Annotated in this window: 20 protein-coding genes; 15 read left to right on the top strand and 5 right to left on the bottom strand. The window is 42.9% G+C overall.

Features of this window, described 5'->3' with window-relative positions; all coding sequences use genetic code 11:
* Positions 1–249 precede the first annotated feature (249 nt).
* Positions 250–1,683, top strand: a complete 1,434-nt coding sequence (locus tag AK966_RS07830; protein WP_119463893.1) for an FAD-dependent oxidoreductase — start codon at positions 250–252, stop codon at positions 1,681–1,683.
* 23 nt (positions 1,684–1,706) lie between these two features.
* On the opposite strand, the gene AK966_RS07825 is transcribed toward AK966_RS07830, so the two are convergent.
* From AK966_RS07825 to AK966_RS07815, 3 genes are read right to left on the bottom strand one after another with little or no spacing between them, the layout of a single operon-like run.
* Positions 1,707–2,642 (bottom strand): biotin-dependent carboxyltransferase family protein, encoded by a 936-nt coding sequence (locus AK966_RS07825; protein ID WP_119463892.1) that lies wholly within the window; start codon positions 2,640–2,642, stop codon positions 1,707–1,709.
* Positions 2,639–3,322, bottom strand: coding sequence for an allophanate hydrolase subunit 1 (locus AK966_RS07820; protein WP_099077745.1), 684 nt, complete (start codon positions 3,320–3,322; stop codon positions 2,639–2,641). The genes AK966_RS07825 and AK966_RS07820 overlap by 4 nt, the downstream gene beginning before the upstream one ends.
* A complete protein-coding gene (locus AK966_RS07815) occupies positions 3,322–4,077 on the bottom strand; it encodes a 5-oxoprolinase subunit PxpA (RefSeq protein ID WP_099077746.1) in 756 nt (251 codons plus the stop codon). Before AK966_RS07815 ends, AK966_RS07820 begins: the two co-directional genes overlap by 1 nt.
* Before the next feature lie 261 nt (positions 4,078–4,338).
* On the opposite strand from AK966_RS07815, the gene AK966_RS07810 reads away from it, so the two are divergent.
* The 3 genes from AK966_RS07810 to AK966_RS07800 all read left to right on the top strand — a co-directional run bounded on the left by AK966_RS07810 (position 4,339) and on the right by AK966_RS07800 (position 8,700).
* On the top strand, positions 4,339–6,285 hold the full coding sequence (locus tag AK966_RS07810; RefSeq protein WP_119463891.1) for a diguanylate cyclase domain-containing protein: 1,947 nt from the start codon (positions 4,339–4,341) through the stop codon (positions 6,283–6,285).
* Between the two features lie 66 nt (positions 6,286–6,351).
* The gene (galE, locus tag AK966_RS07805; RefSeq protein ID WP_099077748.1) at positions 6,352–7,368 is read left to right on the top strand and encodes a UDP-glucose 4-epimerase GalE; all 1,017 of its coding nucleotides are present in this window, start codon (positions 6,352–6,354) and stop codon (positions 7,366–7,368) included.
* 444 nt (positions 7,369–7,812) lie between these two features.
* Positions 7,813–8,700, top strand: coding sequence for a LysR family transcriptional regulator (locus AK966_RS07800; RefSeq protein WP_119463890.1), 888 nt, complete (start codon positions 7,813–7,815; stop codon positions 8,698–8,700).
* A gap of 65 nt (positions 8,701–8,765) precedes the next feature.
* On the opposite strand, the gene AK966_RS07795 is transcribed toward AK966_RS07800, so the two are convergent.
* Positions 8,766–11,399, bottom strand: a complete 2,634-nt coding sequence (locus AK966_RS07795) for an acetate--CoA ligase family protein (RefSeq protein ID WP_119463889.1) — start codon at positions 11,397–11,399, stop codon at positions 8,766–8,768.
* 226 nt (positions 11,400–11,625) lie between these two features.
* Here AK966_RS07795 and AK966_RS07790 point away from each other — a divergent pair, with 226 nt between their 5' ends.
* The 4 genes from AK966_RS07790 (at position 11,626) to yciH (ending at position 14,199) form a co-directional block, all read left to right on the top strand.
* Entirely contained in the window at positions 11,626–12,195 is a 570-nt protein-coding gene (locus AK966_RS07790) for an SPOR domain-containing protein (protein ID WP_119463888.1), read from the top strand.
* Positions 12,196–12,369: 174 nt separating this feature from the next.
* Positions 12,370–13,359, top strand: a complete 990-nt coding sequence (locus tag AK966_RS07785) for a D-alanine--D-alanine ligase (RefSeq protein ID WP_099077753.1) — start codon at positions 12,370–12,372, stop codon at positions 13,357–13,359.
* A 140-nt stretch (positions 13,360–13,499) separates the two neighbouring features.
* Entirely contained in the window at positions 13,500–13,883 is a 384-nt protein-coding gene (locus tag AK966_RS07780) for a DUF3319 domain-containing protein (protein WP_099077754.1), read from the top strand.
* A 4-nt stretch (positions 13,884–13,887) separates the two neighbouring features.
* Positions 13,888–14,199 (top strand): stress response translation initiation inhibitor YciH, encoded by a 312-nt coding sequence (gene yciH / locus AK966_RS07775; protein ID WP_099077755.1) that lies wholly within the window; start codon positions 13,888–13,890, stop codon positions 14,197–14,199.
* A gap of 279 nt (positions 14,200–14,478) precedes the next feature.
* On the opposite strand, the gene AK966_RS07770 is transcribed toward yciH, so the two are convergent.
* A complete protein-coding gene (locus tag AK966_RS07770; protein WP_119463887.1) occupies positions 14,479–14,847 on the bottom strand; it encodes a DUF3693 domain-containing protein in 369 nt (122 codons plus the stop codon).
* Positions 14,848–15,029: 182 nt separating this feature from the next.
* Between AK966_RS07770 and AK966_RS07765 the strand changes: the two genes are divergently transcribed.
* From AK966_RS07765 to AK966_RS07735, 7 genes are all read left to right on the top strand, one after another.
* The gene (locus AK966_RS07765; protein ID WP_119463886.1) at positions 15,030–15,398 is read left to right on the top strand and encodes a hypothetical protein; all 369 of its coding nucleotides are present in this window, start codon (positions 15,030–15,032) and stop codon (positions 15,396–15,398) included.
* 2 nt (positions 15,399–15,400) lie between these two features.
* Positions 15,401–15,601 carry a hypothetical protein gene (locus AK966_RS20120; protein ID WP_119463885.1) on the top strand — a complete coding sequence of 67 codons (201 nt, stop codon included), beginning with the start codon at positions 15,401–15,403 and terminating at the stop codon, positions 15,599–15,601.
* On the top strand, positions 15,591–16,691 hold the full coding sequence (locus AK966_RS07755) for a replication initiation factor domain-containing protein (RefSeq protein WP_119463884.1): 1,101 nt from the start codon (positions 15,591–15,593) through the stop codon (positions 16,689–16,691). Before AK966_RS20120 ends, AK966_RS07755 begins: the two co-directional genes overlap by 11 nt.
* Positions 16,663–16,998 (top strand): DUF1293 domain-containing protein, encoded by a 336-nt coding sequence (locus AK966_RS07750; protein WP_119463883.1) that lies wholly within the window; start codon positions 16,663–16,665, stop codon positions 16,996–16,998. The genes AK966_RS07755 and AK966_RS07750 overlap by 29 nt, the downstream gene beginning before the upstream one ends.
* A 22-nt stretch (positions 16,999–17,020) precedes the next feature.
* Positions 17,021–17,269 carry a single-stranded DNA-binding protein gene (locus AK966_RS07745; protein ID WP_119463882.1) on the top strand — a complete coding sequence of 83 codons (249 nt, stop codon included), beginning with the start codon at positions 17,021–17,023 and terminating at the stop codon, positions 17,267–17,269.
* Positions 17,270–17,279: 10 nt separating this feature from the next.
* Positions 17,280–17,498, top strand: coding sequence for a phage coat protein (locus tag AK966_RS07740; protein WP_119463881.1), 219 nt, complete (start codon positions 17,280–17,282; stop codon positions 17,496–17,498).
* A gap of 138 nt (positions 17,499–17,636) precedes the next feature.
* On the top strand, positions 17,637–19,310 hold the full coding sequence (locus AK966_RS07735) for a methyl-accepting chemotaxis protein (protein ID WP_119463880.1): 1,674 nt from the start codon (positions 17,637–17,639) through the stop codon (positions 19,308–19,310).

The raw sequence follows: 19,310 nt of genomic DNA, 5'->3' as shown, positions 1-19,310 counted from the left end.
GTTATTCACATTAGAGTAAAAATTCGTTTTCCCAATCGTCTCGTCAAGTATTTTTTTCGAATTATTTTGCTCTTGAATGCAATTTTATGCGTACATTTATTGCAAACGCAAACCCATGAAGTTTTTGGGATTTTAATCACTCCCAATCCCGAGTAGAATCCACGATTATGACTCGATCATTCCCGTAGAATTACGTCTCTTTGGATGAGCAGGGAATGACCCATCTCCTTAAATATTGTCAGTGAAGCCATGAAGTCTGAGTTTCCAAATTGTAAACATAATCACATAGCCGTTGTAGGGGGGGGGGTTGCAGGTGCAACCGCAGCCATTCACTTTGCAGAGCTAGGCTTTCAAGTATCCGTAATCGAAAAAGGCGTGTCGTTAGTTAATGGTCCTCCCATCTGCCATCTACATGCTGGTGGCAACTTGTATCGTGAAATCTCCGAGCAGCAGTGTTTAGATTTACTCAATCAATCTATTGATACGATTCGGTTATATCCGCATTCATTAAACATTCGACCAACGGTCATTGCGGTGCCGCATTCAGATGGTGGTGATCCTGAAGCACTGATTCCTCGTCTCAAAAGTATCAAGAGCGCTTACCAGGCCCTCGTATTAAAAGATAAAGCTCACCAAGTACTTGGTGAGCCAGAGCAATATTATAAGCTTTACTCGAAAGATGATTTGATGGAGTTGGCGAAGCGAACTCAACCAGAGAGCCCTAACAGCTTAGACGAATGGTGCATACCATTTGCACAGCACGCTAATCTGGACGCGTTGAAATACCCGGTTGTCGTTGTTCAGGAGTATGGTTGGAGTGTATTTCGTTTAGCTGCAATAGCCAATTTGACTTTAGCGCAACTACCAAATGTACAGGTATACACTGAAGCAGAGCTGAAACATACCGATTGGCAAGGCAAACACTGGGAATTAATGTTTGATAATAAAGGCGTTGAACAAACAATTTGTTGTGATTATTTAGTGAATGCCTGTGGCTTTGAAACGGGGACCGTTGATAACTCGATTGGTGCAAAACGAGATCGATTGGTCGAATTCAAAGCTGCATACGTCACCCAATGGCATGATTGTACCCAACAATGGCCAGAAGTAATTTTCCATGGCCCCCGAGGCACTGATAAAGGGATGGCGCAGCTAACGCCCTATGGAGACGGTTATTTTCAGTTACATGGTATGACCAAAGGCATTACTTTGTTTGAGGACGGTTTAGTCGGTAGTACGGGTGAGTCAGCGCAACCGGCGTTGCCAACTCGATTACTGACTAAGATCCGTCAAGGTTGGCGAGAAGAGATCTTGGAAGAAAGAACCGATAACGCTATCCAACATATGTCTCAATTTGTTCCGGGTTATCAAACGGCCGTAAAGGGAGGCAAAGCGTTGTTTGGCGCACAACAAATTCCTGGTACTGACCCCGTGTTAAGGGCGGCAGATGTGACCTTTGAAGACAATCATTACGCTCGTATTGAAGTGGTGAAAGCGTCCTCAACGCTACTTGCAGCGCAAAAAATTGCTCAGCGTTGGTTTGATATTGAACCTAGTGTACATATTGAAAGGCAGCACCCGATTGCGGTTCATTGGAGCGCAAAGGAAGTTGAGGAGTTCGCGATTACGTTAACTCAACAGCGAGGTTACCCGAAGGCGCTGGCTGAACGCTACGGAATGTAGTATTCAACCTACAGAGGCGGGGCTCAGTAGCCAAAAAACTGAGCCCATTGGCACCACACGTCTTGCAAGCCTTCTCTATCCCCTTTGATAAAGCTTACCATTTGGCCAGGCTTTGCCTGCGCTAGCCTTGGTAAATCGATCCTTGCGACGCACCCCAGCTTAGGGTAGCCGCCGATAGTCTGGTGATCATTGAGTAAGATGATGGGGTTTCCATCACTAGGTAGCTGTATTGAACCAAGTGCTATGCCTTCTGATAACATCCTCTCATAGGGAGGCACTACCGACGGACCTTTAAGCCGATATCCCATGCGATCCGAGTTTGAGGAAATGGTAAATGAGCCATCATAAAACGCCAGCTTAGCCTCTTGAGAAAAATCGTCACACTGGTAACTTTCAATGACCCGCAGTTTCATTGGTAAGTTGTAATCCGGCTTAAAACGAAATGTCATTTGCCTTGGTTTGGTTGTCGGCAGCGAGTGAGAGGCAAAAGGCAACACATCACCTGTTTTCAATGCACTGCCTTTTTGATCTAATCCTCCTAGCGATTCTCGTGCAACCGTTGCGGTACTTCCCAAATGCTTTGTAACGTGAAACCCGCCTCTTACGGCGAGGTAGGCGCGCAAGCCATTTTTAGCGAGACCAAAACGCAGCGTTTGGCCTTGTCTCAAACAAAAATCAGACCAGTTTGGAATAGGGGTGTCATCTATCGTGGCATTCAAATCACCGCCGCATATGGCGAGATGGCAATCTTCAAGAGCCTTAAAACTCGCGTTACCTAGAGTAATCTCAATGACCGAGCAGTTTACAGGGTTATTTAATAAGTGATTAGACCAACTGTATGCATAGTCATCGACTGGGCCGCCTTGCGTTATACCAATATGTGCAAGACCGAAGCGTCCAAAATCTTGGATTAAAGATAATGTACCCGGTTTTTCAACCAATAGTGCCGGCTGGCTCATAATTTTCCTCCCAAATGAATAAATTCTTGTCTCGATATTGGTCTAAATGTGACGTTGTCACCAACCTCAAAAGGGATGAATGGCGGGCAATCAGAAAATAGATTCATTGGGCTACGACCAATAATGTTCCATCCGCCAGGACTGTCTGACGGATAAACTGCGGTTTTAGAATCCGCGATGCCAACGCTACCGGCGGGTAAATGTGTTCTTGGCGTTTTTAACCTTGGCATATGCAGTTCGTTGATAACATCGGATAGATAAGCGAAGCCCGGTGAAAAACCAATTGCAGACACGGTATAAACGGGCTTTGTATGGGCTTCAATCAATGCTTCAAGTGATAGGCCTTTACTTATAAAACGATTTAGGTCCAGTGCGGTTTGTTCAGAATAATAGACCGGTATAGAAATCGTATTGGGCTGTTTATTATCCAAAGATTGGACATTGAACTCATTAAGCATGTGCTGGAGTTGATTTAAAAGATGGGATTCTTGAATTCTAAAAGGCAGATAGTCAATCAATATGGTCCGATACGAAGGGACCACATTCATAATAATGGCACTGAATTTTTCGACGATTTGGTGGGCTACTTCACCCACATGCTCGACGGATACACTGCTATCAAAACGAATCAATATATTACATTCCGATATTGGTGAGATAAAAAACAGCCCTTGTTTCATTAACTTCCTCCAGTATAGAGACTCTGGCGAATCTTTTGGATTAACGCGATGGATTCTTCGTTATCCCCATGAACACAAATCGTATCGGCCTCAAGCAATATATAACGGCCAGAGGTCGTTTTAACTCTTCCTGAACCAGCTAACATTTTCACTTGCTCAAGTATCGCATGCTCACTGTTAAGAACAGCATTTGGGTGCGTGCGTGGTGTTAGCATTCCATCATCTTGATACAAGCGGTCAGCAAATGCCTCGAACAGAAGAGGGACATCAAAATCGTCTGCAATCTCTAAGTATCTCTCATTTTCTTGTGAGGCAAGAATCATCAATGGCACTTTAAATTGTGCCGCAGCCTTAACGACCGCGAGGAGCACTTTATCATTTGCCATCATGTCGTTGTATAGCGCGCCATGAGGTTTGATGTAACTAATATCGGTGTATTGAGCACGGCACAAAGCTTGTAGAGCCCCAACTTGGTAAATGATCATATTAGTAATTTCATCATTATTCAGATTGAGACTGCGTCGCCCAAAACCTTGCAGATCTGGGTAGCCGGGATGTGCGCCGATATCGACGTCGAACTGATTCGCCAAAGCAATCGTGTTATGCATGACATTAGGATCAGAGGCATGAAAACCACAGGCAATATTGGCCATATCGACATGAGGCATGACGTTCTCATCAGCTCCCATAGTCCAGCTGCCAAAACTTTCGCCCATATCGCAATTTAGTGTGAGTTGCTGTTTATTCAATGTCATACGCTTAATTATTGGTTAAAAATGCAGGAAAAATGGTTTGTATTCCGTGACAAAGTTCGCTGTTTGTGAAGATGGGTTCTAATTTTCAGTCTGCACATTGATATCAACCTAATTATCCAATAATTCATACGGTAACACACTAATTTCTGGGAATTTTAGCTTCATTTCGTATCATGTCATGTTACTCTATTGGCTTATTAGTGCGATAGTTTGCATAACAATTCTTATGTGGGTTTAATTGTTTTTGCAACAGGAATATATATGTCATTACGAGCAAAGCTAATATGGCCAATTCTTATATCCATTGCGGCCATCTTTGTTACAACACACGCTTATACGTTAAACATCGCTTACCAGTCTGCAAAGAAGGAAATGTCTGAGCAGACGAAACTACTCATTAGTGATGTTTCACACTCAATTAAAGCTGCGCTAGCCGAAAAGAACAAGCAACAAGTCTATTCGCTATTGGTCGGTCTGTTGAATGATCCCAACGTATCGCTCGTTAAGTTATATGATCAACATGATCAGCCTTTTGCCATTTTCGATCTCAACGGGGCATTTCCACCAGCGCACAACATTCGTGACATCAGCCGCTTCGACACGCTTCTTAACGCATTATCAGCTCGTTACCTCAATATTTATGAACCTATCGTGTATCAAGGGCAGCGGATAGGGACCGTGCGTATCACTTTGTCTGATCACTCAATCTTAGATCTAAAAGATTCGATTGTTCAAAATGGCGAGCTGTTTTTGATCATATTGATCGTTGTCGTCGTTCTATCTTACATCACCATAGAAAGAAAAGTCCTACGCCCACTTGTGGCGCTTGACCGTGCAATGCAAGATTTTGCTGATGGACATCATATGCGTGGTCCAAAGGAACGGGGTTCGAAAGATGAAGTTGGGCGATTGATTGCGTCGTTCAATACCATGACAAATTGCCGCCAAATGAGAGAAACGCAACTTCAAAAACGATTAGATGCATTAGAACAACAGAAAACATTTTCTGACGCGGTGATTGATGCCGTTCAATATGCATTGATTGTGACCGACAATGAAGGGCGAATCGTCCACTGCAATGTCGCCACACATACCATATTTAAGATAAGCGCTCATAATCTAACCAAATACAATATCAGCGATTTAATCAAAATTAAAACGGCGATCAAATTGAACCAAATTTTGGCACACGGTTTAGAGTACGATGACGTTCCGATTCAAAGTGAGAAAAAAGAACAGCAATTGAGCTTAACGAGCCGTCGGTTAACCGATCACGGTTATTTGCTTTTTGCTATTCAAGACATCACGGAAATTGAAGAGGCAATAAATCGTGAGCGTGTAGCAGGACGAGTGTTTGAGAATAGCCAAGATGGTCTCGTCGTTCTTAACGGTCAAGGGATAATCACAATGGTGAATCCGGCCGTAACCCGGTTTGTCGGACTTGATGCGGAACAGTTAATTGGTCAGCCGTTTCTTAAGTCCATTCGTTGGCGTAAGCTTCACACCATGATGCCAAGCATTATTGAGTCAATTCATAACTATGGAACCTGGCAAGGGGAAGTGATTGAAAAAGATCATAATGGCCGCTTGATCCCGATGTTCGCTAAAGTGAATCGTATCGTAAAAGGAGAAGACCCTCATGTGTATGACATGGTCATTATCTTAACCGATCTCTCTAGCGTAAAAGAAATGGAACGATTAGAACATTTAGCCCATCACGACGAACTCACCGGGCTTGCGAACCGCTCAAAGTTTCATATTGAACTGGATAAGTTATTGCAACAATCGTCATATTTACGTGACGAGTTTACTGTACTTTATCTCGACTTAGATGGCTTTAAAGGCATTAATGATACCCATGGACATGACGCTGGCGATGAAGTACTTAGACAAGTCGCTGAACGTATGACTTCTGTCACTCGACACAATGACCTAATTGCCCGTCTGTCTGGTGATGAGTTTGCTATGATCGTTAATCCTACAGATCAAAAAGTAGTAACTCGTGTTACAAAGAAACTGATCGCCAAGGTGTGTGAACCCATCGAATATAAAAACGAGCAGCTGAAAGTCGGGGTGAGCATTGGCGTTAAGCTTGTTGGCGTTAAAGAGCGAGATGCACTGCAAATTCTGAAGAGTGCGGATACCGCGATGTACCAAGCGAAAAAAGCAGGAAAAGGTCAAGCCATTTTTATGAGACAAGAATTATAAATGAGAGTTTAAAAATATTAGTTAAAGCTTTAGACTATTTAGATTCGCGTCAGAAGGAATAATTAAATGAAAGTACTTGTTACGGGTGGTATGGGCTATATCGGCAGCCACACTTGTATTCAAATGATTGAAGCTGGCATGACGCCAGTGATTCTCGATAATTTGTACAACAGCAAAGCGAGTGTTCTAAAACGTATAGAAAAAGTCTGCGGCACAAAGCCTGAATTTATTCAAGCAGACATCCGTGATAAATCGGCACTTGTAGACGCACTAAAAAAGCATAATATTGAAGCGGTGATTCACTTTGCCGGTTTAAAAGCCGTTGGGGAGTCAGTGGCGAAACCACTAGAGTATTATGATAACAATGTAAACGGTACATTAGTTCTTGTCGATGCAATGCGCGAAGCGGGCGTTAAATCCATAGTATTTAGTTCTTCTGCAACGGTTTATGGCGATCCTGCATCAGTTCCAATCACAGAAAACTTCCCAACCAGCGCGACAAACCCATATGGCCGAAGCAAACTGATGGTTGAAGAGTGTCTTACCGATTTTCAAAAAGCGAACCCGGATTGGAGCATTACGCTATTACGTTACTTTAACCCAGTTGGTTCCCACCCAACTGGTGAGCTTGGTGAAGACCCACAAGGCATACCAAATAACTTGATGCCATTTATCTCGCAAGTGGCCGTTGGTCGCCGTGAGTTCCTGTCGGTATTTGGTAGTGATTACCCAACCGTAGATGGAACAGGGGTCCGTGACTACATCCACGTAATGGATTTGTCAGATGGGCACGTCGCGGCTCTAGACAAAGTGGGTAAAAAAGCAGGCCTTCATATTTACAATCTTGGTACTGGTAACGGTTACAGCGTACTGGAAATGGTAAAAGCCTTCGAAAAAGCGTGTGGTAAAGAGGTCCCTTATCAACTGGTAGCGCGTCGACCTGGTGATATCGCAGAATGTTGGGCGGACCCTTCAAAAGCGATGAATGAGTTGGAGTGGAAAGCCGAACGTTCGCTAGACGAAATGACGAGTGATACTTGGCGTTGGCAATCCAATAACCCGCAAGGTTATCCAGACGCTTAAAATAACCCGAACTACAAATTTGCAACAAAAAGGCGCTCCGATGCGCCTTTTTTGATCTAAATCGAATAAATTCGTGAATTTCTGGTTAAAAGGTAGCAAGTGCGAATATAAATGATAAAATAATTATCGTCTTAATTTTGTTCGTAAATTTGCTTTAATCTAACGGAGCCTTTCATGGAGCTTGGTCTAATCATCGCTTTTATCGTTGCTGCGGCAGTAATGGTGAAAAAAGAGATGGCAAAACAGTAAGTTTTCATTTTTCATTCTTTTCTTAACATTTTTGAAATGAAAACTTTTGTTAAAAGTCAGCATTAAGCTGGCTTTTTTGTTTTGTAGCGCAAAAGATACGTACCAATGCCTAAAAAACGGCCTAAATTGCACCGTTACATCATGAAACTAGAGTCTTTATACTGTGATGGATACTAAGTCACGGAGTGAACCAATATGCAAAGCCCCATCACTTTAGAAGCACTTCATATACTTGATGCAATTGACCGAAGAGGCAGTTTTGCTGCTGCGGCGAATGAGCTAGATCGAGCACCATCATCACTCAGTTATCAAATTCAAAAACTTGAGCAAGAACTTGACATCATGATATTTGATCGCTCTGGTCATAAGGCGCATTTTACACAAGTAGGCCAGTTGATTCTTGAGCGAGGTAGGGCAATCTTACAGGCCAGCGAAAAGTTGGTCGGTGATGCGACATTGCTTGCGAATGGATGGGAACTGGACATTACCATCGCTTTCGACGGTATCATTCCAATTGCAAACTTCTTTCCTATGGTGAATGCGCTAGCAGAGGTCAGTACCACACGAATAAGGTTACAAGAAGAGATCCTTGCAGGCAGTTGGGAGTCATTGAATACTGGTCGAGCGGACTTACTCATTTGTCCTACGCTCGACTCACTCCCTCACGATGTGAAAGCTGAGAAAATTGGCAAAATGACAATGGAGTGGGTAGCAGCAAGTGATCATTATGTACATAAGCGCAATGGTCCATTCAATGCAGACGCACGAGAAAAGTATCGGATTATCGCCATAGCAGATACTGCGAGAGAGCAACCTGCGCTTTCAATAAATATCACTCAAAAACAGCCACGACTCACAGTCACTAACTTCCCAGCTAAGGTAGAGGCACTGACTTCAGGATTAGGCATCGGTACTGTACCTTGTCAAGTTTCACAGCCCTTGATTGATTCAGGTGCATTAAAGCGCATAGAGGGCTCTGAAGATCATTCGATGGACATCATTTTGGCATGGCGGAGGAACACCATGGGGGAGGCGAAGTCATGGTGCGTACAATATTTGAAAAAGAATTGGAAATTAAAGTGACAATGTCACATGTTGAGTGGTAAAAGAAATAAAGGATGCCGAGCCGCATCCTTTGTAAAATCCGCTTAGTTGAGGGTAAGAACCATATCAGCGGTACCATCACCAAACTGAACATCAAGTTCAAAACCTAAGCTTTGTGCCAGTGATAACATTCCTCGGTTGGTTGGCATTGTCATTCCTGACATTTGCTTAGTCCCTTTGATCTTGCAATAGCTGATGATTTTTTGCATAAGCAGTTTGCCAAGGCCTTTTCCTTTTAAGTCAGATCGAACCAAGATTGCAAATTCAGCATCACTGTTATCTGGTGTAATCAGGGCTCGGGCAACGCCAATAATCAAAGGCCCGCTCTCATCAAATGCCACTGCAACAAATGCCATTTCTCGGTCGTAATCAATTTGAGTTAAATTTGCTAAAGCTTCGTGATTAAATTCCCCAACATCAGAGAAAAAGCGGTTGTATAGATCTTCTTTCGACACGCTGTTGATAAACTGCGCATGGGTTGGTTCGTCTTCGGGCAGAATAGGACGCAATAGGATAGGTTGACCATCACGCAAAGTCACCGTTTCAACGAATTCAGCAGGGAATGGACGAATGGCTAGCCTTTGTTGAGCATCCCCCTCATATTTTGATAGCGTAACATCGGCATCGATGATGGTAAGCTCACTACCAGAAACAAGTACTGGATGAATATCCAGCGATTGTATTTCAGGTAGTTCAACCGCCATTTGAGAAAACCGCACGAGAAACTTTGAAAGCGCGGTAATATCAAGCGTATCTTTGTGCTTCTGTAGACGAATTTTACCGGACTTTAAGGCAATAACGATTAAGTAACGCGCAAGCGCCATATTGAGTGGCGGTAATGCTGCAACCGCGTCCTGGGTAATATTCCAATCCGAACCGCCTTGCCCAAGTAAAATAACGGGGCCAAACACCTTATCGACTTTAATACTAACCCTCAGTTCTTCCGAGCTGCCAAGCTTTGCCATCCCTTGAACCAGTAAGCCTTGTACGTTAGCTAACGGATAGCTAAGTTTTGCAGTATCCAATATCGCTTGTGCTGCACTCGACACCTCTTGGCTATTACGTAAGTTCAATGCCACGCCATGCACATCTGACTTGTGCGGAATATCAGGTGAGCGTAATTTTACCGCGACCGGGTAGCCAATGTTCTCCGCCATGTGAACAGCTTCAGATACCTCAGAAGCAATCCACGTCGGCAATATGTTAAAGCCAAATTGCTCAAATAAAGGACTATTTTGATGAGTGTCTAACGACACTGTGTTTTTATCCAGTAATTGTTCTTCTACCCACTGTCTTGCTAAATCGACACTGCCGGAGTGCAACGGTTCTGCCGTCGTTGGCGTTTGCATCAGCTGCTTTTGGTTTCTTCGATATTCCACAAGGTGCATATAAGCGACCACTGCACTTTCAGGCGTTCGATATGTCGGAATGCCAGCATGAGTAAAGGCCAACCGCGCTTCTCGTGAGGTTTGTTCTCCTGACCAATTGGTCAATATATTGAAGTGCCGGTGTCTTGGATGAGCTTTAATCGCTTCAATTACTGCTTTTGCGGTCTCAGTTGCATCAGAAACGGCGGAAGGGCTATGCATGATCAAAATGGCGTCTGCACAGTCGTTGTTCATTAGTGCGGTAATCGTTTCTATGTAGCGGGCTTTGGTCGCATCTCCAGAGAGGTCGATAGGATTAACACCACGCCACTTCTCTGGAAGAGCCGATTTTATTTGATCTACTGTTGCGTCATCTAATGTTGCTAGTTTCCCTCCTCGCTCAAAGAGTGTATCGACGGCCATAACTGCAGGGCCGCCTCCATTTGTGATGATCGCTAGACGCTCACCACGAAGTGGAACCGAGTGTGTGAGCGTCTCTACAGCGGCAAACAGCTCGTGGGTATTGCTTACTCTCAGCATTCCCGTTCTTCTAATCGCTGAGTCATAGATGATATCCAAAGTATCGGCACCTTGGAGACCAAGGGCGTGAGCTTGTGGAGAATGTCCGGCCTTTAATACCAGAATGCGTCGGTTACGCGAGGCGGCTCGTGCTGCAGACATAAAACGACGAGCATCTCGAATGGTCTCAACATAGAGCAAAATGGCTTCCGTATTGGCATCCATACTTAAATAATCGAGTAACTCAGCAAACTCGATGTCTTGGCCTTCGCCGATAGAAATAAATGCTGAAAAGCCAATATTCTTATCATTTGCCCAGTCAAGAACGGTTGTACACACCGCAGAAGATTGAGAAATAAAAGCGATTTTTCCTAGTTTAGCAGCAACAGGCGAGAACGAACAATTAAACCGATGCCATGGCAAAATGATGCCCAAGCTGTTTGGGCCAAGAACTCGAATGCGCAAACCTGTCATATCGAGGTGTTCGATATCGTCAGAGATAACAATAGCGAACTCAGTACCGCGCTCGTCGAGCTCTTTCAAAAGCTGCTTATTGCGTAACACGTTAGTACAGAGGATTGCAATATCAGGGGTGTAGGGAAGGGAGGCTACATCTGGATAGGCGATAACACCAGAAACGGATTTATACTTTGGTGTGACTGGCATAATCGCACCAGCAAATCCACTTTGCAACAGATTACGCATGACAATTTGCCCAGCACGTAGCTCCTTTGGGGAAGCGCCAATCACTGCAACAGAATTCGGTTTAAAGAGTTTTTGTAATTTGTTCATGGCGATTCCTTCGCGGTGACTGAGGACATATCATCTTTTCATCATAAACGAATAAGTTACGCTTTAAATGTGGTTCGACCTTACATTTGCGCAAATCTAAACCAGGCTGGTAGAGATTGTGTTACTCATCACATCAAAATTGCAGATTATTGTGTTTGGTGCTTGATAAAGTAGACTGCTATCGGCATGATTCGACGTCATATTTATTCAGAGCGTTTGTTACTTCATGAAAAAAATCGCAATCATTGGTTTGGCAACACTACTTTCTGCTTGTGCATCTGAAACCTATATTACAGAAGTTACTTCAGAATCCTACCGAGAAGATTACGAATCTCAGACAATACCTAAACCAGTAATGTCATCTGAAAATGCTGTAGTAGAACAAGACGTTGAGCCAACTGTCGATAAAATAACAGCGAAACCTGAAGAGAAAAAGGTCGTAAAGCTCAGCCCTCAAGAGCAGGCAAAGCCGGTTAAGATCATTCCACCGAACGAACAACAAGCGGCAGTTCAACGCTTTGGATATACAATTCAAGTTGGTGCTGTAGGTAGGCAAGCGAAAGTGGACCAATTGGCAAGTAAACTGCCACAAGGTAAACAACCAATTTGGGAAAACTACAAAGTGGTAAATGGAACCAAGTGGTTCTCGGTACTTTATGGTGATTACGCCACCAGTGCTGAAGCAAAACAGGCAATTTCGACACTACCAGCCCAGTTTAAACAGCTAAAACCTTTTGTTAAGAGCATCGATTCCATTAAAAATTCGGCTTATCCAACACTAAACAAATTGAACTAATACACCCAAGCATCTCGCGGTTACTTGAGTATAACAAGGGAGCAAATCGCTCCCTTTTTACTTTGCTCAAATCCTGCTCGAACAGTATTCCTCACAGTAAAATAACTGTACGTAACTACTTAAAGGTTTATCATATTGGATAGTATCTTTTGTAGATCACGGAAAGATTGATTCATGACTAAAAATATTCTCTTACTATGCGGCGGCGGCTCATCTGAGCATGAGATTTCACTATTATCTGCGAACTTTGTTGAGCAGCAGTTAAATTTAATTGAAAACGTAAAAGTCACACGCGTAGAAATCAAAACGGAAGGTTGGGTTACCAACCAAGATGAATTGGTATATCTAGACCTCAATACCAAACAACTGTGCTCCAATGATACAAGCCTAAGTGTCGACTTCATTGTACCTTGCATCCATGGCTTCCCTGGTGAAACAGGCGATATTCAATCCATGTTTGAAATTGCAGGCATTCCTTACCTAGGGTGTGGGCCTGAAGCAAGCAGCAACAGTTTCAATAAAATCACGTCGAAGCTTTGGTATGACGCGATCGGCATTGCAAATACGCCTTACTTATTCCTTACTCGTAATGACGAAGCAGCGCACGAGCAAGCGCTGCAAGCATTTGATAAATGGGGTAAAGTATTTGTCAAAGCGGCACGACAAGGGTCATCCGTTGGTTGTTACAGTGTCACCCAAAGAGAGGCAGTGTCTCAAGCGGTGAATGATGCGTTTGGATATTCCGATCAAGTACTGGTTGAAAAGTCAGTTAAGCCGCGAGAATTAGAAATCGCAGCTTATGAAATGAATGGCCAATTGAATATTACCAAACCGGGAGAGGTTATTGCCCCTGATGGTGCATTCTACTCCTATGATGAGAAGTACAGCAGTACTAGCCATTCATTAACCGAAGTGGAAGCGAAAAACTTAACCGACGAACAGATCGAAAACATTCGCAAGGCATCGGAGACGGTATTTAAACAAATGAATTTACGTCATTTATCACGTATTGATTTTTTCTTAACCGAAGAAGGTGAAATTTTCCTTAATGAAGTCAACACCTTCCCAGGGATGACGCCGATCTCTATGTTCCCCAAAATGCTGCAAAATAATGGCCATAAGTTCCATGAATTCTTAGAAGATTGTATCAATAGTGCAATCTAGCTAACGTTACCGTCATACGTTTTGTGTTAAAAATAATAGCAACAGAACTTTATTCTACCGAACAAATATTCGTTATTATTTAGATATTGTTCAGTTGTTATTATGATTGGATAAACAAATAGAAAAGACAATTCAGTGTCATGGCAATTTCAAACTACAGAGGTTTTACTCTCCAATCTGGAGGCCCTGATGGCAGCATTTGGAAAGTCAAAATCAAAAACCACGTTTTACAAGGTAGTTTAACGGCGGTAAAAAAAAGCATTGATTGGTGGTGTGACACGGCATCAATTATTGACCCCAAAGAGTTTTCGACTCTTGGTCAGCGCCTGCAAAGTAATGGCAACACACAAACTGATGTATTTAACGGCTATACAATAAAGAATGATACAGGAGAACCCAATGCTTGGTACTGTATGTTCAATGGCAAGTTGATTAAAGGTGGTAAAACCGCGATTCAACGCCATATTGAGGCTTATTTGGTTGCAAAGCAAAAAGCAATGCAAGCTCAACAACTAAAGAAATAGAAGTATGACTCTCGTATATTCAACAGAAACTGGTCGAATCAAACCAGAAGAAGATAAAGTCGAGCGTCCTAAGGGCGACGGCATTGTTCGAATTCAACGCCAAACTAAAGGCCGTAAAGGCAAAGGCGTTTGCATTGTATCAGGCTTGGATCTGGATGATGCTCCTTTAAAGTTACTTGCAGCAGAACTTAAGAAAGTTTGTGGCTGCGGTGGCGCAGTGAAAGATGGCAACATCGAAATCCAAGGTGACGCTCGAGATAAGATCAAAGCTCATCTTGAAAAGAAAGGCATGACGGTTAAGTTAGCTGGCGGCTGAATTACATTCACCAACAGAATTGAAAAAAGCGCTCATAGTGAGCGTTTTTTTATGCCGGTCACTAAACCCAGAACAAGTCGATCAAACAATGATGACAACCACAACAACTGATAAAAGCTAATAGCAGAGCAAGCAATCGCAGATTGATAGATCCATATTAGCTATTTTATGGTAAATAGCGATTATGTTTAATGGTATACACAGAACCCCCTTAATTTTTAAATCTGAGAGGGATAGGAGCCTAACCAGGTAATAAATACGCATACGTGTATAACATATTTAACATAATATACATAATGCGTAGTGAGCTAAGGCTTCTTGAGGGCTCGAAATCGCTACCGCAAACCCGCCACAAACCATTGAAATTCCTGATAATCCAAGCCCGTTAAACTTTTTTGCGATGTTCTCCCACATGCCTTTAATGTGTGGATTATCGTTGCGATCAGCGTGACATCCCAACAATGCTAACTCAGGGTCAATTCCTGCGCCGTTAGCTAAGAAAACGGCTTCTTCATCAGTCACATAGCGAATTCCTTTGCGCATTTTACTGACTTTGTTTGGTTGTAGATTCAAATCATGTGCAATCTGCTTATCTTGTACGTAGTTTTGAGCCTTTTTGTAGGCATCTAATAGTTCATTGGCGTACATGGGCACCTCCTTATTTCTTCCATTTTAGCTACATAAGTTCGATTTTTCGCATCTTGTGAATTCGATTTTTCGGATTTATAGTTCCGATAAATCGAATTCGACCGCCTTGGTTGGGCCGTTTGGCCTTGACTCCTACGGTGTTGCTTTGGCGGTCACTCTCTCAACTGGTCAAGGTGGTTGTTATGTCAAATTTAATCGAAGTGAATCCGAATAATTCTGCAATTAAATTTTTCTCTGTCGGCAATGTTCGTTTTGTTGCTTACGATAACTTGAATGCTTACAAAATTGTTTTTCGTTCATGTGAATCGTGTGTTCATATTTCTCAATCAAATTTTGTGAAACCTGATGAACTTGAGCATTCTGTTTCAGTTTGGGGTTCCAACACAACTGACCTTTTCCCTGTGCTTTCCTCTGCGCAACTTGATTTGACTGTATCTTTTCATTCTTTTGATGCTTACCTCCAAGTCTGCGAACTGTTTAACATGATTCCTGATTTTGAGGTCGTTCGTTCTTGCGCTCGTTCTTCTCTAGACGATTTAGGTGCTGAATAACCATGGACTTCATTTATTTCGATAACGAGCCCCAAATCGGAATCAATGCATATTTTCCTTGGGGTCACAATTTCTTCAAAAGCCAACGTGAGTTTGAGCAATTCCTACATATCCACTATGGGAATGACCCTTATCAGTTGGTTGAAATCACGGATGAAAATTATAACGAATTGCTTTTGAAGGGGGTCTTTCATGCAATCTAAAGATGAAATTCGCCCTGTCAAAATCGACCACTTGGCATTCACGTTTAATTACGGTGACTTACGCCATTTAGATAAGTCGAATGACCAAGACTTTATCAACTTGCAAATGCCTGAGTACCGTCAACCTACTTCGGGTTCGGTGGAAGCTATCGAGAAAGCAATGGCTCAACACAAAGATAAAGTTCGTAAGGTTTTGGCTCATCGCTTCGATGAGTTCATGGATAAGATTTTTGGTTTTCGCTTATCGCCAATGCGTGGTCGTGGCCTGCATGGCTATCAAGATTCAATGGTCATTTTCGATAAAACTGGAACGGTTGAATGTGGCTTGGTCGGTATTGGTGGCAACAATGACACGGTGTTTGTGCAAATCAATGGTACGGGTTGTACCAAGTTATTTGATTCGACAACCCATCAGAAAATCCATTTCTGGTTAGCTACGGTTCTGGGTGTGACTCGCCTCGCCCGTCTTGATTTGGCGGTTGATGATTACACCGGAATTTTCAATTGCAGCTATGCAGAAATGTGTTTTTACAACGGCGCTTTTCGTAGTGCGCCTCGTGGTCGTGGGCCGTCAATGGTTCCTCATAAGCGCATCACGGAATCCGGTGAGTTAATGGAGGAAGCCACTATTGTTGGTTCTCGTTCTTCAACGGTTTACTGGCGTATCTACAACAAAAAGCTCGAACAAAAGATTACAGACCCTGAGGTGATTTGGTACCGCAACGAAGTGGAACTTAAAAAATGCGACATTGATATGTTGGCTACCCCTGCTTCTGCGTTTGCTGGTCTGTGTGACTTTGCGGCCAGTATCGAACCTGCGGAACCTGTGAAGTTTTCAAAGAATAAAAAAGCGCAAGGCTTGGAGTTCTTTTCTCGTATCGCTTGGGCTCGTCGCCAATGCGGTAAAGCATTGTCTGAAGTTATTGCGATGACTGAAGGCGATTTAGGTGAAGCGTTTGGAATGCTGATTCCTGAAAAATATCGACGTATTAATTTTAATGAGCTCGGCGTTCCTGACGCTTACGCTCATCTCAAAACATTAACTTTGGAGAGTCAAGGCAATGGCAGTTATTACAGCAGTAGTTATTAAATGTTTCCCCAAGTCGGGAATGGAGATTGCGGAATTATCAGTGCTTCGCAATGTGGAAACGGTGGACGTTGAAAAGTTCAAGCAATACGGCATCGGTTTAAACACGGATATTCCATTTAACAAACAGCCAATCCGCATGAATTTGGATTATGCAAAAAAGCTGATTGATACACGTGCGTTTGTGCCAAACAAAGAATACGACTTGCGTTTTGATGTGAATATTGATGATCCACTGGATGTTCAAGTGAAGGAACTGATTCCCCAGGACGATGCCATCAAAAAGCATTTTGCTGATTCAATGAAATAAATTTTTTTGTGTGTGATTGATTATGCCTACTTGTGTAATGCCCAACGCTCAAGGCTTTTTAGCGGTTGTTGCTGATATGTCTCAAACAGCTTGTGATGGTGGTTTTGTTGCTATTACCGCAGCCGAATATGACTACATGATGAGTTACACACAAATAACCAGTATCGAGGCAACATCGTACTTTAGTGGCGGCTTTGCTGCTGTCTTTGTTGCGGGTTTTGCTTCTACGTATGCGATAAAAATCGCGCTTAAATTAGTAAACATTCTATAAGGTACATTTTATGAAACTTCGTTCTAAGTTCCGCAACGCTTGCATCGTTGCATCTGCTCCACTTCTTGCTTCTCCTGCTTTTGCTACTGAAGGTGCCGGTGATATTTGGGCTTCTATCGACTTTGCTGGTATTGCTGCAAAGGTAACGGCTGCGGGTATCGCTATCATCGGCATCGCTATGGCATTCAAAGGCATCCAATTGGCGAAACGTGCGGTTCGATCTGCATAAGGTAATTTATGTTAATGGCTCTGCATGATTTGCAATTAATAGTGTTTGCCCTACTTGGCGGCCTTGCAGGTTTTGTGGCTGCTAAAAACTTAAGTGAATAATTGGGGGCTTCGGCCCCTTTTTTAATAGGTGTTTTTTATGAGCTTTAAACAAAGCATTGCCGCGCTAATCGTATTATTCAGTGTTTCGTTTAGCGCTTATTCTACTCAGTATGCTACTGCATATATTGGAAGTTCTAGCCAACATGCCAATCGTATTTCCAATTGTTGGAACGGTGGAGATAGATTCACGCCTTTGAATATTGGCGTTGCTACTGCTTGCGCTGAGGATCGTTGGTTAGGTGAGGATATTTACGGCGATAGTCTAACGTCTACAACTTGCTATATTGAGCCATATTCAACGTCACTTAGAACAATGTGCAATACCAATAAATCACCTGTTGTTATTTGGACGTGGCGCACTTTTAGTTGTCCTTCTGGATTGGTTTTTGATAATCAAACTGGAATGTGTAAATCATTGGTTCCATATTGTGAACAAGATTCAACGCTTGAAGAAATATTAAATGCTCGAAACGAATGTGAGGCTCAGGGTAATGAGTTTTCTTATTCGTGTAGTGATGAAACGGAATCGTGGCAATCTTTTTGTGAAAAGCCTCAGTGTGATTTTGGTGAAAATTCTGATGGTTCTTGTAAGACAGCTTGCCAATATTATGAAAGTATTGATGAGACTCGTACATTGACTTGGCATCCTTATGTTTATGGGAGTTCTCCAACAGGTGCTTGTTATGGTTCTTCTTCTGGCATGCGTTGTGAAATGGTTCGTTCTGGTGCTTCAGTTTGTGCGGGTTTGGATAATGGTTCTATTGGGCCTGATTCATCTTGTTCCGGTACGTTTGCTTTTAATGGCTCTGAATGTTCAGGAAATGATTTTTGGGGTGATCTGCCAACGGAACCGCCCCCAACTAATCCAGAAGATCCGAATCATAAGCCTGATGATCCAACGGGGGGCGATATTGAAGACCCTAGTGTTTTACCGGATAGTGATAGTACGCCTTTACCTAATCCCAATCCTGATGATGTTGAAAAACCGGATGTGGAAAATCCAGAAACAACACCGGAAACGGATACTGCTGTTTTGTCTGCCATTAAGGGAATGAATGCCGATATTAACGATTCGCTTCATGCGTTAAATGGTGATGTGAATCAAGCAAGCGTTGATATTAGAAACGAATTAAAGGTTCTCAATGCTTCTATTGTCAAAAACTCACAAACCACGCAGGAACAACAAAAAAACGACAATGTGATTTATGAGAAAACCAAGGCACTGATTCAGCAAGCTAACGCCGATATTACAACGGCTGTGAATAGGACAAACAATTCCATCAATGCACTTGGTGATGAAGTTGGTTTAATTGCGGGTTCGATGGATGGGATTGCGGAGGATGTTTCTGGTATTTCTGATTTCTTAGATGGGGTTGCCAATACGGATACGTCAGGTGCAGGTGTTGGCGGGACGTGTATCGAGTCGGGTTCGTGTACGGGCTTTTATGAGTCTGGCTATCCTGACGGTTTAGGCGGGATGACCTCTGAGCATTTGGCGGAAATGAAAGATACAGTTCTTGATGGCATTGTCGGCATGTTTAACCTGGACTTATCTAATGCTAGCCGCCCTAGTTTCTCCCTACCTTTACCCTATTACGATAATCAAGATTTTGATGACTATGTGAATTTTGATTGGATATTCGGCTTTATTAAAGTGTGTATTTTGGTGACTGCGGTTTTCTCTGGTCGTCGCATAATATTTGGTGGTTAA

The sequence above is a fragment of the Vibrio sp. PID23_8 genome (genome assembly GCF_003584965.1).
In the GTDB taxonomy this organism is placed as follows: Bacteria; Pseudomonadota; Gammaproteobacteria; order Enterobacterales; family Vibrionaceae; genus Vibrio.
This window is presented reverse-complemented; position numbering and strand designations above follow the sequence as displayed.

Bases quoted from the DNA above. Each gene is read 5' to 3' on its own strand.
- AK966_RS07785 (WP_099077753.1), top strand. From the start codon at position 12,370: ATGACTAAAAATATTCTCTTACTATGCGGCGGCGGCTCATCTGAGCAT.
- AK966_RS07755 (WP_119463884.1), top strand. From the start codon at position 15,591: ATGCAATCTAAAGATGAAATTCGCCCTGTCAAAATCGACCACTTGGCA.
- galE (WP_099077748.1), top strand. From the start codon at position 6,352: ATGAAAGTACTTGTTACGGGTGGTATGGGCTATATCGGCAGCCACACT.
- AK966_RS07800 (WP_119463890.1), top strand. From the start codon at position 7,813: ATGCAAAGCCCCATCACTTTAGAAGCACTTCATATACTTGATGCAATT.
- AK966_RS07765 (WP_119463886.1), top strand. From the start codon at position 15,030: ATGTCAAATTTAATCGAAGTGAATCCGAATAATTCTGCAATTAAATTT.
- AK966_RS07735 (WP_119463880.1), top strand. From the start codon at position 17,637: ATGAGCTTTAAACAAAGCATTGCCGCGCTAATCGTATTATTCAGTGTT.
- AK966_RS20120 (WP_119463885.1), top strand. From the start codon at position 15,401: ATGGACTTCATTTATTTCGATAACGAGCCCCAAATCGGAATCAATGCA.
- AK966_RS07825 (WP_119463892.1), bottom strand. From the start codon at position 2,642: ATGAGCCAGCCGGCACTATTGGTTGAAAAACCGGGTACATTATCTTTA.
- AK966_RS07815 (WP_099077746.1), bottom strand. From the start codon at position 4,077: ATGACATTGAATAAACAGCAACTCACACTAAATTGCGATATGGGCGAA.
- AK966_RS07790 (WP_119463888.1), top strand. From the start codon at position 11,626: ATGAAAAAAATCGCAATCATTGGTTTGGCAACACTACTTTCTGCTTGT.
- yciH (WP_099077755.1), top strand. From the start codon at position 13,888: ATGACTCTCGTATATTCAACAGAAACTGGTCGAATCAAACCAGAAGAA.
- AK966_RS07795 (WP_119463889.1), bottom strand. From the start codon at position 11,399: ATGAACAAATTACAAAAACTCTTTAAACCGAATTCTGTTGCAGTGATT.
- AK966_RS07740 (WP_119463881.1), top strand. From the start codon at position 17,280: ATGAAACTTCGTTCTAAGTTCCGCAACGCTTGCATCGTTGCATCTGCT.
- AK966_RS07820 (WP_099077745.1), bottom strand. From the start codon at position 3,322: ATGAAACAAGGGCTGTTTTTTATCTCACCAATATCGGAATGTAATATA.
- AK966_RS07780 (WP_099077754.1), top strand. From the start codon at position 13,500: ATGGCAATTTCAAACTACAGAGGTTTTACTCTCCAATCTGGAGGCCCT.
- AK966_RS07770 (WP_119463887.1), bottom strand. From the start codon at position 14,847: ATGTACGCCAATGAACTATTAGATGCCTACAAAAAGGCTCAAAACTAC.
- AK966_RS07750 (WP_119463883.1), top strand. From the start codon at position 16,663: ATGGCAGTTATTACAGCAGTAGTTATTAAATGTTTCCCCAAGTCGGGA.
- AK966_RS07745 (WP_119463882.1), top strand. From the start codon at position 17,021: ATGCCTACTTGTGTAATGCCCAACGCTCAAGGCTTTTTAGCGGTTGTT.
- AK966_RS07810 (WP_119463891.1), top strand. From the start codon at position 4,339: ATGTCATTACGAGCAAAGCTAATATGGCCAATTCTTATATCCATTGCG.
- AK966_RS07830 (WP_119463893.1), top strand. From the start codon at position 250: ATGAAGTCTGAGTTTCCAAATTGTAAACATAATCACATAGCCGTTGTA.